The following is a 14,277-nucleotide window of genomic DNA, read 5'->3' as shown; positions in this document are numbered from 1 at the left end:
TTGATATGTTTAAAAACATAAAAACCATTTTCTTTGATTATGATGGAACATTGCATAACAGTATAAAAATCTATGCTCCTGCGTTTAGAAAAGCATATCGATATTTAGTTGATAATGAATTTACACAAGAGAGAAAGTGGACAGATGATGAAATATCATATTGGCTAGGATTCAGTAGTAAAGATATGTGGAAGGAATTTATGCCAGATTTGGATGAGGATATAAGAAATAGGGCAAGTAAGATTATAGGTGAAGAAATGCTCAATCAATTATCTGACGATAAAGCTGAACTATATGATGGAGCGATAGAAGTTTTACAGTACTTAAAAGAGAAAAAGTATAAACTCGTATTTGTAAGCAATTGTGGAATATATTATAGAGATATGGCTAGAAAGCTATTTGATTTAGATAATTACTTTGAAGAAATGGCATGTTCTGAGGAGTATGAGTATATACCTAAGTATGAAATCGTTAAAAAAATAAAAGAAAATTATCCATCTGAAATGGTTATCATAGGAGATCGTATTCAGGACATTGAGTGCGGTATAAGAAATAAAATAAATACGATTGCATGTAATTTTGGTTATGGTAGTAAGGAAGAACTTAGTAGTGCCGATTATGAAATATCTAATATAGCTGAGCTGATGGAGATTTTATAAAAAATATTCACCTAGCTTTTATATATGAACAGAAGTAAATATAGGTTTAATCCCAAAATAAATGACATTAAAATACCGCTAATGGGGTAAATATTTTTAATAAAACTAAGAATTACATCTTATTGAATATCCTAAAAGTTCTAAACTCTCTAACGTTCAAACAAAGAACTTTCTTAACGGATATTCAAACGTTGTAATTCAAGTTTTATACAAAAATATTTAAATCATTCGCTAATATTTTAATGTCATTTATTTTGTAAGTTCAGATTTTTATTTTAATGTAACTCTTCATACAATTTAATTTTATCTTTTAATATTTTATTAATCATAATCTTTCCAATAACAATATAAGCTATTGAAATAACTGCAACCCCCATGAATAAATTAACTGATATAAAAATAGAAGTGATCTTTAAGATGATGTAAATACTAAGAACTAAAACTAAATTTAGTATAGACATTATTAAACCCTTAAAGTTATTTTTAAATATTTCATTTTCGCTATCCCAATCAAGTTTTGGTCCATCTAAATCAGCAGATAATCCATGCATAGATATAAATATTGCAACTGGTATAGAGGTTAAAACATACGAAACTATAAAGCTAAAAGATAGTTTTAATATAATCAACACTATAGTATAAATAAATATATTGAATAAACCTATTATACTACTTACTATTATTTTACTTTTTATTTGATTTTTATATGAAAATGGTATAAATTTATTCAAATAAAATCTTCTTCCATCTCTAGATATTGGAGTATAGAATATTGGATTTGTACATAAGAAAAATATAGTAATACCCATAAAAAAAACTAAACTTATTCCTATGTTTTTAGAATTATTAACCCAATTGCTTATAGTCAAAAGGTTTCCATCTGAAATTATTGGATATATAACAATATAAAGAGACCATATTGTGCTGGTTAAAGCACCATATATTAAGATTTGAGGAGTTCTAATTATTGTTTTAATCTCCATTAAAACATATGATTTAATAGGGGACTTTGTAGCTATATTTCTACTTATATTTCCATTTTTTCTTTTTTTAGTTTTATTAATCTCATTTAAACCTACAATGCCTTTTAAATATAAAAGTTCACCTAATATCATAAATATAGCAATTGATATCAAGCTAGATATGATTAGTCCACTTAGTCCTAATAATCCATTAATGCTTGAACTGTTTGTTAGAGTATAAGCATACAACTTTGTTTGTGTAAATATATTGAGAATTATATTAAGAAAGAAGTTTTTTTCGTCGATAGCGTTAAATATAAAATTTGCACCAGCTTCTACTTTGAAGCTTTCTCTAACTAACATATTGATTCCTATTGCAAATAAAAGTGATAGTAATCCACTTATTAGCTTAAATAAATCTTTTCTTTTTGAGAAGCTAGAAAATCTCATTATAATCATTGATATAATGGATGCAAAACAAAGAGGAACAATAGGAAACAGTAAAAATATAATTATACTATATAAATAATATATAAATCCAAAATCACCTTTAATACCAAATAAAATAACCATAGGTATTAAAAATAAGAATTCCATTATATATTGATTGACTAAAACTATTATAAATTTTCCAGTCAATAGTTTATAAGGTTTAATAGGAAGATGTAAATAGTTTTCTATGTCTTGGGAAAAATAGAATGATCCCATAACGTAAAATACACTATAAAGAATAATAACCATACTAGTAGCAGAGAATCCAAATTGCAATAAATAAATTTCAAGACCTTGTTTTTTTAACAAATCATAGATAGCAGAAATGATCTTTATAGTAGGAGACATTATTATGAATCCAAGTACAATATAAATAACATAAATAAGATATTTATTGTTTTTGCGTTTAGTTCTATCATTTAAGAAACCTGTACTGGTTTTAAATAATACTTTTAATAGACCTAAGAAGCTATTCATTTTCAGTAATCTCCAAAAACATTTTTTCTAAGGAACTATCTTCTTGAAATTGCATTTTCATTTCATTTAAATTGCCGCAAAACAATATCTCACCTTTATTAATTATTGCTACTCTATCACAAATTTTTTCTGCTACTTCTAGGACATGGGTAGAAAATAGAACTGTATTTCCTTCATTAACATGTTCTCTCATCATGATTTTAAGAATATGGGCTGATTTAGGATCTAGTCCTGTCATAGGTTCATCTAATATCCAAAGTGGAGGCTTATGTAGCAATACTCCAGTAATAACTATTTTTTGTCTCATACCATGAGAGTAACTTTGTATTTTATCATTTAAAGCTGATTTTATTTCAAATTTTTCACTTAATTCTTCTATTCTTTTTTCTCTGTCTGCTTTGTTTACATTATAGATGTCTGCAATGAAATTTAAGTATTCTATTCCAGTAAGCTTTAAAAATATGTCAGGACTATCTGGAACGAATCCAAATTGTTTTTTAGCTTCTATTAAATTTTTGTTTATGTCTATGTTGTTTATTAAAATATCTCCACTAGTTGATTTGAGAACTCCTGTAATCATTTTTAATGTAGTAGTTTTTCCAGCACCATTAGGACCAAGAAAACCAAAAACTTCTCCTTTATTTATTTTTAAATCAATATTTTTAACAGCATTAAAATCTCCATATTTCTTACTTATATTTTTAAGTTCTATCATAATTAACCCCTTTAATATATTTTTTAAAATAACTTATCAAAAAACTAATATATATAAATATAGTATATAATTCTTAATTATACCTTAAATTTACAGTTGTTTTCTATATTTATAAGTTTATCCTGGATTTTATTAGAAAAAAGTTAACAAAATAATATCATATATTTTATAATAAGTTTAAACTTTACAAAATAAAATATGAATTATATATATAAACCATGAAGGTTATGTAGCTTGTGAATAAGTTGTATAATTTTTGTGGTTTTTTATTTTGCGAAAATATAGAAAAGATAAGTCATTCTTATTTGGAAAAATTATTATATTCTTTTTTTCTAATTATAGTATTAGATGATAGAAGAAAGTTCAATAAAAGAGTAGAAACCATAGGGAAGGTGATCGTATTATAAATAGAGATTGTATTTTTGTTAGAAAGATAGAGATAGAAGATATAGCAATGGCTCAAAACTTCTTATTTGAAATGATAAAAAAATTGTATGGATATGATGAAAATCCACTATATCATAATGATATTATAAATATGGAAAGAGTATACATAAATGAAGCAAGAAATACACTTGTAGGGGCATTTGACAAAGACAATAACTTAATTGGAACTATAGCTGTCCGTCAATATGAAGAGAGAATTGAAGCAATAAAGGGAATTTATGATGCATATAAAACAGCAGAATTAGGAAGGTGTTACATTAAAGAAAATTTAAGAAGAAAGGGAATTGGATCTCTTCTTTTTAATGAAATAGTTAAATTTTGTAAAAATAGTGAATATGAAATAATTTATTTACATACTCATAAACATCTTCCTGGTGGATTTGATTTTTGGAAAAAAACTGGGTTTTTAATAAAAATAGAAGAGAGCAATGAAGAAGAAACTGTACATATGGAAAAGAATATATTAGAATAAAAGAAATTTTATGGAAAATTAACAAAATATTGACAAAATAATACATAATTGATAATCTCTTTAGTAGGAATACATAGATAATTAGATAATAATTGAATGAAGAAAAAATTTAAGGTGCTCTAAGGAGAGAATAGGGAAAGAGGTGTAAAGCCTTTGCAGCCCCCGCTACTGTAAGCATGACGAAATTCATATACCACTGTTTAAATATGACGGGAAGGTGAATAGTAGGATGAATGTGAGCCAGGATACCTGCCTTAAATTAATTTACGTAAAACTTCGGAGGGAGGTTTAGCATTTTATAGTATATCTTGATATACTATAAAAAACACACTCTCTAGGGGTGTGTTTTTTTATAGTTAAAAATACATAAAAATTTAACAAAAAAGAATAAGTATAATTTCTTGATGGTCTCGTTGATAAAGAACAAATTTTACGAAGTAAGGGGGTATAGTAATTATTATTTGAGAAACCGTTATAATAATATGATAAAAAGTCTTATTAAATTTTTTTTAGTATTGGAGGATTTTTAAATGAAAACAAAAAAAATAGCAAGTATTTTACTCATGCTGTTTCTAATAACAATGGCTATTTCAGGCTGTGTAAGTTCAAAAAATATAGGAGATAATGGGACTGATAAAAATATAGAGGAAAAAAAGGCAACATACTTATTTGTATTTTCAGCAAATACCCTAAACCCACATATAGAGAAATCGTATATACCTCTTAGAGCGGGTATTGTGGAGACCCTTGTAAAAATAGATGAAGATTTGACCCTTAAGCCATGGCTACTTGAAAGCTGGAAAAGTGAAGATGCAAAGCATTGGCAATTTAAGGTGAGAGATGGTGTTACTTTTCATAATGGAACTGTATTAAATGCAAACATGGTAAAGTCAAATATTGAATCAGTTATAGAAAAAAATGCAGGAATAAAAAATGTGCTCAATATAGAATCAGTGGAAGCAAACGGACAGATTCTCAACATTGTTATAAAAGAGCCAAATCTGTCTTTTCCATCAGAATTTGTACATCCTAATACAGCTATTATAGATGTAAATGCTCCAGACTTGGATACAAAACCTATAGGAACAGGACCTTTCAAAGTTGAAAGTTTCCATCCAAATGCATCTATACAGTTGGTGAAAAATAACAAATACTGGGATGGAGAAGTAAAACTAGACAGGGTAAATTTTGAATTTAATGAAGATGCAAATGCAAGGCTTCAAGCTTTACAGTCAGGATATGCAGATATTATTTTCAAACCTGCTTCAGAATCCATAGACATACTTAAAAATAATTCTGATATAACAGTTGACAGTGTAGCTAGTCTGCGTTCTCATGAAATTATATATAATATGAAAAAATCTAATATGGATATCAATGAGTTTAGAAAGGGTTTAAATGCACTGATTAATAGAAAAGAAATTGTTGATACTATAATGGCAGGTCAGGCAAGTCCAGCTTATGGACCTTTTCTAGAAAAATTTCCTTTTGCTGTAGACTATGAAAAAGGCGAATTTGGACTAGATAAGGCGCTTTCTAATTTTAAAAAGGCTGGTTTAACTGTATCCAATGGTAAGGTATCAATAAATGGTAAGCCATTAAAAATGAAAATAGTTACATATGCGTCGAGACCGGAATTACCACAGATTGCACAAATAATTCAATCTAATGCTAAAAAAATAGGTATAGAAATGGATATATATATAGCTGAAAATATTGATGAATACTTAAATACAAATAATGATTGGGATATTTCTGTATATTCATTACTTACAGCACCAAGAGGAGATGCAAGTTATTTTCTAAATGCTGCATTTGCACCTGAAGGGGTTCAAAATCATGGACATATAAATGATACAAAGTTAACAACTATAATAGACAAATTCAATAAATGTACAGATGAAAAAGAAAGAAATGAGTTTGCTAAAGAAGCTGTTGAACTAATAAATAAAGAAAATTATAATTCATTCATAGTCTATCCAAATATAACGTCAGCATACAATAATAAACGTATAAGTGGTTGGACTACCTCAATAAGTGAATATTATATGATAACAAAAGATTTGGATGTGAAGTGATGAAAAACTTCACTCGTCAATTATTTAAAGTATTACTATTCTTTTTATTACTATCTTTTTTTAGTTTTATTATTGTAAAACTTGCGCCTGGTGATCCTGTAATGAGTATGCTACGTGTAGATGATATAGCTACTTCAAAAAAAGATATAGAGCAGCTGCGTGAAACAATGGGATTAAATAGACCATTGATGATTCAGTATATTATTTGGTTAAAACAAGTTATTAAACTTGATTTTGGAAATTCAGTTATGACAGGTAAATCTGTTGTAAGTGGAATAGTAGAGGCATTTCCTTCAACTTTAATATTAGCTATGACTTCTCTTATAGTTATGTCGATTATAGCTGTTCCTTTAGGTATAGCATCAGCTTTTTATAGAAATGGTTTTATAAATAAAATTAGTGAGCTTTTTAATCTCATAGGATCTTCAGTACCGGGATTTTGGCTTGGATTTATATTGGTTGATATTTTCGCTATAAAGCTTAAGTTATTGCCTTCCATGGGTATAGGAGGAGTAAAACACCTAATTTTGCCTGCAATAACTTTAGGAATATCTATGGCACCTCCTTATATTAAACTTTTAAAGAACAGCTTAATTGATAGTATGGAGCAGGATTTCATAAGAGCTGCAAGGGCAAGAGGAGTATCAGATAAAAGAATATTTTTTCTTCATATTCTGAGAAATAGTTTGATTCCTGTTATTACAGTTTTTGGTCTTAGTATGGGTAGTCTTATGGGTGGAACTGTAGTTATTGAAGTTTTATTCTCCTACCCAGGATTGGGAAAGCTAGCAATTGATTCTATAGTAAAAAGAGATTATGCTATGGTACAAGGGTTTATACTTTTTATAGGAGGAATTGTTTTTGTGATTAATGTAATTGTTGATATTTCATATCGGTTTATAGATCCTTCTATATCTATTAAGGAGGGGGATAATTTTGAAATTTAAGATAAATTTTACAGTGCTTTTCTTTAGTATTGTTATATTGACAATGATAATTGGAAAAATGTTTATGCCATATGACCCAAACTTAGTAGATATGGGAAGTAGGCTTCAACCTCTTAGCGCTGAACACTTACTCGGAACAGATAATCTTGGCAGAGATGTATTCTCACGTATACTTGCTGGAGCTTGGACAACTATAACTACAGGTATGATAGTGTTGGTTATTGCACTATTTATAGGAGTTCCTGTAGGATTAATATCAGGATATATAGGTGGAAAAGTTGATTGGATAATTATGAGAGTTATAGATTTGTTTTTGGCATTCCCTGATTATATAGTGGCAATAGTAGTGAGCGGTATTCTAGGAGCAGGGACCGTTAACCTTATAATTGCTATAGTAGTAGTAAAATGGGTTGGCTATGCAAGGCTAGCAAGAAGTATAGTTCAATCTGAAAAAATGAAAGATTATATTTCTATGGCGAAAATCAATGGATTAAGATTCACTTCCATACTTATTAAGCATCTTATGCCTCATGTAGTAGGAAATGTTATGGCAGTAGCAACCATGGATATGGGAAAAATATTATTAATGATTGCTTCTCTTTCTTACATTGGATTAGGAGTTCAACCTCCCAATCCAGAATGGGGTTCTATGCTAAATGAAGGAAGAACTTTTTTTCAAAATGCTCCACATTTAATGTTTGCACCAGGTTTAGCTATAATGACTGTAGTCCTTGGAGCAAATATAATTGGTGATTCTATAAGCAGACGATACAGGATTAGAGATTAAGAAGGGGGGTGTAATGATGTGTGTTCTACATATAAATAATTTAATAATCCATGAAGATGAAAGACCTGTAGTAAATAATGTAAGCTTTTCAATAAAAGAAGGTGAATGGTTTGCACTTATAGGAGAAAGTGGAAGTGGAAAGAGTGTGACATCATCCTCTGTAGGACTTTTGATACCTGAAGACTTAAAGCTTATTTCAGGAGAAATTAAAATTAATGGAATAGATATAAGAAAACTTAGTAAGAATGAGTTGAAAAGAATAAGAGGAAAAGAGGTTGGGTATATATTTCAAGATTATCAAAATGCATTTACTCCATTTATAAAAATCGGGAAACAAATTGATGAAATGATAAAATGCCATATTAAGATGCCTAAAGAAGAACGGAAGAAGGTAATTCTTAAGGGGCTACATGAGGTAGGATTGGAAGAAAAAAGAGTATTTGGAAGTTATCCATTTCAATTAAGTGGAGGTCAATTACAACGGGCAGCCATTGCACAAGCTGTAATTCTCAAACCAAAACTTTTGATAGCAGATGAGCCTACAACTGCATTGGATGCGCTTACCACCTCAAATATATTGAAGTTATTATTTGAGATAAAGGAAAAAACACAGTGTGCATTACTGTTTATAACACATGATTTGAGATGTGTAAAAAATTATGCAACAAGGATAGCTATAATGTATCAGGGCAAAATAGTAGAGATAGGTAGCAAAAATAAAATTATAAATAATCCTGAACATATTTATACAAAAAATCTCTTTGCATCCATTCCTCCTATGCATAATGTACCAAATCGATTGCATATTATGAAGGAATATTCAGTCATATAAATTTTGAAAAAGGAGAATTAGTATATGAATCATAATGAAATAGCAGAAGATGGAATGCATAAGGACTTACTGGTAGCTGATGGAATTGTAAAAAAATATTCAAATGGACATTTAGCTGTAAAAGAAGTCTCCTTTTCAATAAAAAAAGGTGAATGCATGGGTCTTGTAGGAGAAAGTGGAAGTGGTAAGAGTACCCTTGCCAGATGTATTCTCATGCTTGAAAAAATAGATAAAGGGGAAATATGGTTTGATGGAGAATCCCTTCGTGACATGAAAAAATCTATGCTTAGACAAAAACAGAGAAGTATGCAAGTCGTATTCCAAAATCCATCTTCCTCCTTGAATTCTAAGCTTAAAATAATGGATTCACTAATGGAACCTTTGGATTATCAGCCTGGGATAGAACCTTCTTTTTTAAAGGGTATAAAAAATAATAGAAGAAAGACAGCGAAGGCACTTCTTGATATGGTTCAAATACCATCAAGGTATTTAGATTCATATCCTCATGAACTAAGTGGAGGACAAAAGCAAAGAGTTATAATTGCTCGAGCTATAAGTGTTGAACCAAAACTTATTGTCCTAGATGAACCTACTGCAAGTCTTGATGTATCTATTCAAGCTAGAGTATTAAACTTGCTAAAGGATCTTCAAGATGAGTTTAAACTCTCTTATTTTTTCATTTCTCATGATTTGAGTGCAGTAAATTTTATGTGCCATAGAATGATGGTCATGCAGGATGGTATAATTGTAGATCGATTTAATAGAAAAGATATATTCAATAAAAGTAGACATCATTATACGAAGCAACTTTTGGAGATTTTTCAGTCATAACGTACTTTAATTATTTGAGATCTATAACTAAATATTGAAATTTAAGGATATATATAAATTAAATACTTAAGTTTTAATGGAAAAGGAGCTGTATCAAATCATTTTGATACAGCTCCTTTAGTTATAAGACTTTATTCTATTCAATAAACTAAACAGCTATAGATGCATGTCTACTAAAAAGAATGTATAATATAAATACAAAAATATGATAAACTAGTGTATATGTCATAGTGACAAGGGAGGAAAGCATGATAGGGAATAAAGGTCATATTGTATTTATTGGAGTAGTACTCATAATATCTTTAATCGTAAGCTTTGATTTTAAAAATAAATTATCAGGAGAAGAAATTTTAAATTCTCAAAAAAATAAAAGTATTATTATAGCGAGGGCTAATGATTCTATTAGTCTAGACCCTGCAATAACAACTGATATGGAATCTTTTAAGGTTTGTGTAAATATATATGATACATTAGTTAAATATGAAAAAAATGGTGATGAGATAATCCCATCTCTTGCTGAAAGTTGGGAAACCAGTGAAGATGGACTTAAATGGGTATTTAAGTTGAGAAAGGGTACTAAGTTTCATGATGGAACAGATTTTAATGCTCATGCTGTTCAGTTTAATTTTGAAAGATGGATGAATATGGATAATCCGTATCATATAGGTTCTTTTAGTTACTGGAGTTATAATTTTGGTCAGTTTCCTAGATTAATAAGGAGCGTAACCGCACTTTCTGATTATTCACTTGAGATAGTTTTAAATGAACCATATTCTCCTTTTTTAAGTACTCTTACTATGCCTGCATTTGGGATTGCAAGCCCCGATTCTATAATAAAGTATAATGAAAGCTTTAAAGATCATCCTGTAGGAACAGGGCCTTTTGAATTTGAATATTGGAATAAAGGAAAAGAGATTGTATTAAAGAAAAACCATAATTATTGGGGGAATACTATAAAAATAGATAAAGTAGTATTTAGTGTGGTTGAGTCAAGTGAGAAGAGGTTGAAATTTCTTGAAGAAGGTAAGGTAGATATTGCAGACAATTTAACACCTGATGAAGTTAATAGAATAAATAAAAATCCAAATTTAGATTTATATTTAAAAAGTTTTTTTAATATAGGATATCTAGCTATGAATAATCAAAAAAAACCTTTTGATGATAAAAATGTAAGAAAGGCTGTAGGGTGTTTAATAGATAAAGATAAAATGGTTAAAGAATTATTTGATAATTTAGCAAGGCCGGCAAACTCATTTGTTCCTCCTATAATTTGGGCATATAATGAAGATGTTAAATCTTTAGATTACAATGTAGATAAGGCGAAAAAATTGCTTAAAGAAGCTGGTTATGAAGATGGATTCGATACAACGCTTTGGGTTATGGAGTCTCCAAGAGCATATTTTCCAGACACAATAGGTATAGCAAAGTTTATAAAAGAGAGTCTTTTAAAAGCAAATATTAGAGTTGAAATTATTACGTATTCATGGGATGAATATATTGAAAAAATCAAGGAAGGGGAACATAGTTTAGCTCTTATAGGATGGACTGGAGACCACATTGATCCAGACAATTTCTTGTATACCTTCTTTTCATCAGATAACAGAAAAACTGAGCTCACTAGTAATTATTCATTTTATAAAAATGAAGAGGTTGATAAACTACTAAAGCAAGCCCGTCAAGCTACTGATAGAGAATTTAGAAAGAATATTTACAGGAACTTACAAGAAATTATTAGCGAGGATACTCCGGCTATACCACTTGTTCATACTATGCCAATAATGGGAGTATCTAAAAAAGTAAAAGGATATACCCCTCATCTTACAGGTGAAGAAACATTAGAAGATGTTCATTTAATATCGGATTAATACTTTGGAGGAAATTATGAAATCTAATATATTAAAATTTGCAATATTTATATTTATATTAATAATATTATCTTTTATTTCAAATACATCTAAAATTCAAGTAAATGATGATATATATGCTCTACCTTCTCTCCCAAGACCCATAGCAGAGGATAAGGTTTTAATAACATCTGCTGGTCAAAGTACGGATACTTATATTATAAAGGATATCGCAAATAAACTTATGATTCATAATTTCTTTATGCCTCAGGCAAAAGATGTAGACCTTGAAGGAGTTAATACGGTGGTATTCGTTGTAGGATATAGCGCTATTGGTGAGAAATTACATGGTTTAACATATGCAGAAGAGAAAAAACGTATAGAAAATTTAATTCAAAAACTTGCAAATAGAAATATAACTATAATAACTATATTCATTGCAGATAGAGAGAATAAGAATAAAGAAACAGATGAATTTTTAAATATAACGTGTAAGTATGCTGACTATGTAATAGGCACTCAAAATAATAACAACAACAGCTCTTTGCTAGAACTTGCTAAAAAGTATAAATTTCCTCTTACAATAGTTGAGGATGTAACTGGTTTGTCAGAGCCGTTTGTATCAGCGTTTAGGTAGGAGGTCAAACTTATGAAAAATAGAGAAAATATAATTTATATAAGAGCATTTACTTTTATTGTTATAGGATTTTTATTCTCATTTTTTACAAGCTCTCTTTGGTTTAATGTTATCGTGAAAATTAGAGAGTCTATATACACAGGAGACAGTGGTCATCTTATTTTGTCCTCAGCTTACAGTAGTATTCTTTTTTCTATTCAAAGTACATTATTTTTTTTGGGGACGATAAGTTTATTATCCATAATAAATAAAAAATACAAAATGCCATTGATTAAATTATATGCATTTGTTGCTGTTGTATTTTTAATTTTGAATAAGATTGTTGCTATTGTATTTATTGTACCTTGGGAACCTATAACTATGATTCTTGGTTTGTTTGCAACTATGATTTTATTAAAAGAACAAAAATATTCAACATTTCAATTTATACAGACTACTATAATAGCCATTCAAGTATTTTTTGCATTTCAATGGCTAAATATAATGTCCGCTTTTTCTTTTTTACATATAGGTCAAAGTGATATATCTATGAGCATAAAAATAGTTGGAGAATATCTTAAATCGGAATCAGTACTAAATTTTATAGGTTTTTCTTTCTTTTTGCCATTTACATTTTCAGCATCTATTACAGCATCTTTGTTTATGAGTTATGCTCATAACATAGTAATTCTTGAGGAAAATTATAAAAAGGAGAGAGACATTCAGATAATCAAATCTAAGGAAATGGAAAATAGGATATACCAAGAAATAAATTCTTTAGCCCATGATTTGAAGACCCCCTTAGTTACAATTAGAGGGCTCAATTCATTGATTCCACTATGTAATAGTGAAGATAAATTAACAGAATATAGTGAACGTATAGAAGGAGCTATTAATAAGATGAGTGAGATGATTTCGAGCTTTTTATATGCAAGCTCTCGTCAAAAACTCAAGGTTGAAGATTTGATTCAATATATTCAGGCTCAAATACCTATTGAAGATGAGACTTTAAATGTTGATATTGATTTGGAAGGTCAGCTACCATTGCTTTATGTAAATAAGGTAAGAGTTGTTAGGGCGCTTATAAATATAGTTGAAAATGCAATTGTAGTTCCTTGCATTCATGAATTTAAATATATACTAATTAAGGTAATAAAGGTAGAGGGAGGTATAAGTATATCTATATCAGATAATGGTATAGGAATACAGCCTTCAGAACTTGAAAATATATGGGAAATAGGATATTCTAGTGCTAAAACTTCTGGACTTGGACTACCTTTTGCAAAACAAATTATAAAAGATCATAATGGTAGCATAAAAATTGAAAGTGAATCAGAGAATGGAACTCTTGTAACAGTATATTTACCATCAGCTAATGACATTGAAAATAAAAGGGGTGATTGTGGTGAATAACAAAGAAAAAATACGAGTTGTAGTAATAGATGATGAAGAAGATATTTTATATACTATAAAAGAGATATGTATATTTGGAGGATATGATGTATTAACGGCAACTAGCGGAAGAAAAGGGTATGAACTTTGTGAAAAATATAAGCCACAGCTTGTTATTGTAGACTATCATATGCCTGATTGGGATGGAATAAATACTGTTAAGAAAATTAGGTCTATTAATAAGGCTGTATCTATTTTAGTTTTGACTGTAGATGAGAGACAAGAAATTTCAGATAAATTCATTGAAGTTGGTGCTACAGATTTTGCAATTAAGCCCATTAAGGCACCTGACTTAATATCTAGAATAAAGGTTAATTTAAAAATTCATGAAATTACTAAAAAAAATATTGAGGATAGGGCTAATGTATTTGTAGATAAGGGGATTAGTCCTGCTACTTTAAATATAATTTGGGATTTTCTCTTAAGTCAAGAGGAGGATGTAACTATAGAAGAAATTGCAAATGGTATGAACTTAGCTTATCAAACTATACATAGATATATTCAATATCTTATTGAACATGAAAAATTAGAGCTTATACCAGTATATGGTCAAATTGGAAGACCTAAAAATAAATATAGAGTTATAAAAGAAAAAGTGTCTGAATAGGCACTTTTTTAATTATTCAGAAATTTTATTCAGAGAAAAAAGTGATAAAAATAAAATAA

General features: G+C 28.9%; 13 protein-coding genes and 1 riboswitch. Of the genes, 11 read left to right on the top strand and 2 right to left on the bottom strand.

All coding sequences use genetic code 11. The annotated features are described in order from the left end of the window. The first annotated feature begins 5 nt into the window (after positions 1 to 5). Positions 6 to 659, top strand: a complete 654-nt coding sequence (locus tag Tmeso_RS06650; RefSeq protein WP_099189471.1) for an HAD family hydrolase — start codon at positions 6 to 8, stop codon at positions 657 to 659. Between the two features lie 275 nt (positions 660 to 934). Here Tmeso_RS06650 and Tmeso_RS06645 read toward each other — a convergent pair whose 3' ends face one another. Both Tmeso_RS06645 and Tmeso_RS06640 read right to left on the bottom strand, forming a co-directional pair. Then, positions 935 to 2,590 carry an ABC transporter permease gene (locus tag Tmeso_RS06645; protein WP_099189469.1) on the bottom strand — a complete coding sequence of 552 codons (1,656 nt, stop codon included), beginning with the start codon at positions 2,588 to 2,590 and terminating at the stop codon, positions 935 to 937. Then, complete coding sequence (locus Tmeso_RS06640; protein WP_099189467.1) at positions 2,583 to 3,305, bottom strand: ABC transporter ATP-binding protein; 723 nt, start codon at positions 3,303 to 3,305, stop codon at positions 2,583 to 2,585. Before Tmeso_RS06640 ends, Tmeso_RS06645 begins: the two co-directional genes overlap by 8 nt. Before the next feature lie 478 nt (positions 3,306 to 3,783). Between Tmeso_RS06640 and Tmeso_RS06635 the strand changes: the two genes are divergently transcribed. The 10 genes from Tmeso_RS06635 to Tmeso_RS06590 all read left to right on the top strand — a co-directional run bounded on the left by Tmeso_RS06635 (position 3,784) and on the right by Tmeso_RS06590 (position 14,218). Then, positions 3,784 to 4,224 (top strand): GNAT family N-acetyltransferase, encoded by a 441-nt coding sequence (locus tag Tmeso_RS06635; RefSeq protein WP_187296259.1) that lies wholly within the window; start codon positions 3,784 to 3,786, stop codon positions 4,222 to 4,224. Positions 4,225 to 4,319: 95 nt separating this feature from the next. Then, positions 4,320 to 4,495, top strand: a riboswitch (cobalamin riboswitch). Between the two features lie 259 nt (positions 4,496 to 4,754). Continuing rightward, positions 4,755 to 6,302 (top strand): nickel ABC transporter substrate-binding protein, encoded by a 1,548-nt coding sequence (nikA, locus tag Tmeso_RS06630; protein ID WP_099189463.1) that lies wholly within the window; start codon positions 4,755 to 4,757, stop codon positions 6,300 to 6,302. Then, positions 6,302 to 7,249: a nickel ABC transporter permease gene (gene nikB, locus Tmeso_RS06625; protein WP_099189462.1), complete on the top strand. Its 948-nt coding sequence runs from the start codon at positions 6,302 to 6,304 to the stop codon at positions 7,247 to 7,249. Before nikA ends, nikB begins: the two co-directional genes overlap by 1 nt. Then, positions 7,239 to 8,036 (top strand): nickel transporter permease, encoded by a 798-nt coding sequence (gene nikC, locus Tmeso_RS06620; protein WP_207653832.1) that lies wholly within the window; start codon positions 7,239 to 7,241, stop codon positions 8,034 to 8,036. The genes nikB and nikC overlap by 11 nt, the downstream gene beginning before the upstream one ends. Before the next feature lie 16 nt (positions 8,037 to 8,052). After that, the gene (locus tag Tmeso_RS06615; RefSeq protein WP_099189460.1) at positions 8,053 to 8,868 is read left to right on the top strand and encodes an ABC transporter ATP-binding protein; all 816 of its coding nucleotides are present in this window, start codon (positions 8,053 to 8,055) and stop codon (positions 8,866 to 8,868) included. 24 nt (positions 8,869 to 8,892) lie between these two features. Then, a complete protein-coding gene (locus tag Tmeso_RS06610) occupies positions 8,893 to 9,699 on the top strand; it encodes an ABC transporter ATP-binding protein (protein WP_099189458.1) in 807 nt (268 codons plus the stop codon). A gap of 248 nt (positions 9,700 to 9,947) precedes the next feature. After that, positions 9,948 to 11,564 carry an ABC transporter substrate-binding protein gene (locus Tmeso_RS06605; RefSeq protein ID WP_099189456.1) on the top strand — a complete coding sequence of 539 codons (1,617 nt, stop codon included), beginning with the start codon at positions 9,948 to 9,950 and terminating at the stop codon, positions 11,562 to 11,564. Positions 11,565 to 11,580: 16 nt separating this feature from the next. After that, entirely contained in the window at positions 11,581 to 12,180 is a 600-nt protein-coding gene (locus Tmeso_RS06600; protein ID WP_099189454.1) for a DUF6305 family protein, read from the top strand. A 12-nt stretch (positions 12,181 to 12,192) separates the two neighbouring features. Further along, on the top strand, positions 12,193 to 13,572 hold the full coding sequence (locus tag Tmeso_RS06595) for a HAMP domain-containing sensor histidine kinase (RefSeq protein WP_099189452.1): 1,380 nt from the start codon (positions 12,193 to 12,195) through the stop codon (positions 13,570 to 13,572). Next, positions 13,565 to 14,218, top strand: a complete 654-nt coding sequence (locus tag Tmeso_RS06590) for a response regulator (RefSeq protein ID WP_242967886.1) — start codon at positions 13,565 to 13,567, stop codon at positions 14,216 to 14,218. The genes Tmeso_RS06595 and Tmeso_RS06590 overlap by 8 nt, the downstream gene beginning before the upstream one ends. Positions 14,219 to 14,277 lie beyond the last annotated feature (59 nt).

Origin of the sequence: Tepidibacter mesophilus (genome assembly GCF_002724055.1) — a bacterium.
Taxonomy (GTDB): domain Bacteria; phylum Bacillota; class Clostridia; order Peptostreptococcales; family Peptostreptococcaceae; genus Tepidibacter_A; species Tepidibacter_A mesophilus.
Note: the sequence above shows the minus strand (reverse complement) of the source record. Positions and strands in the feature narration are given on the sequence as shown.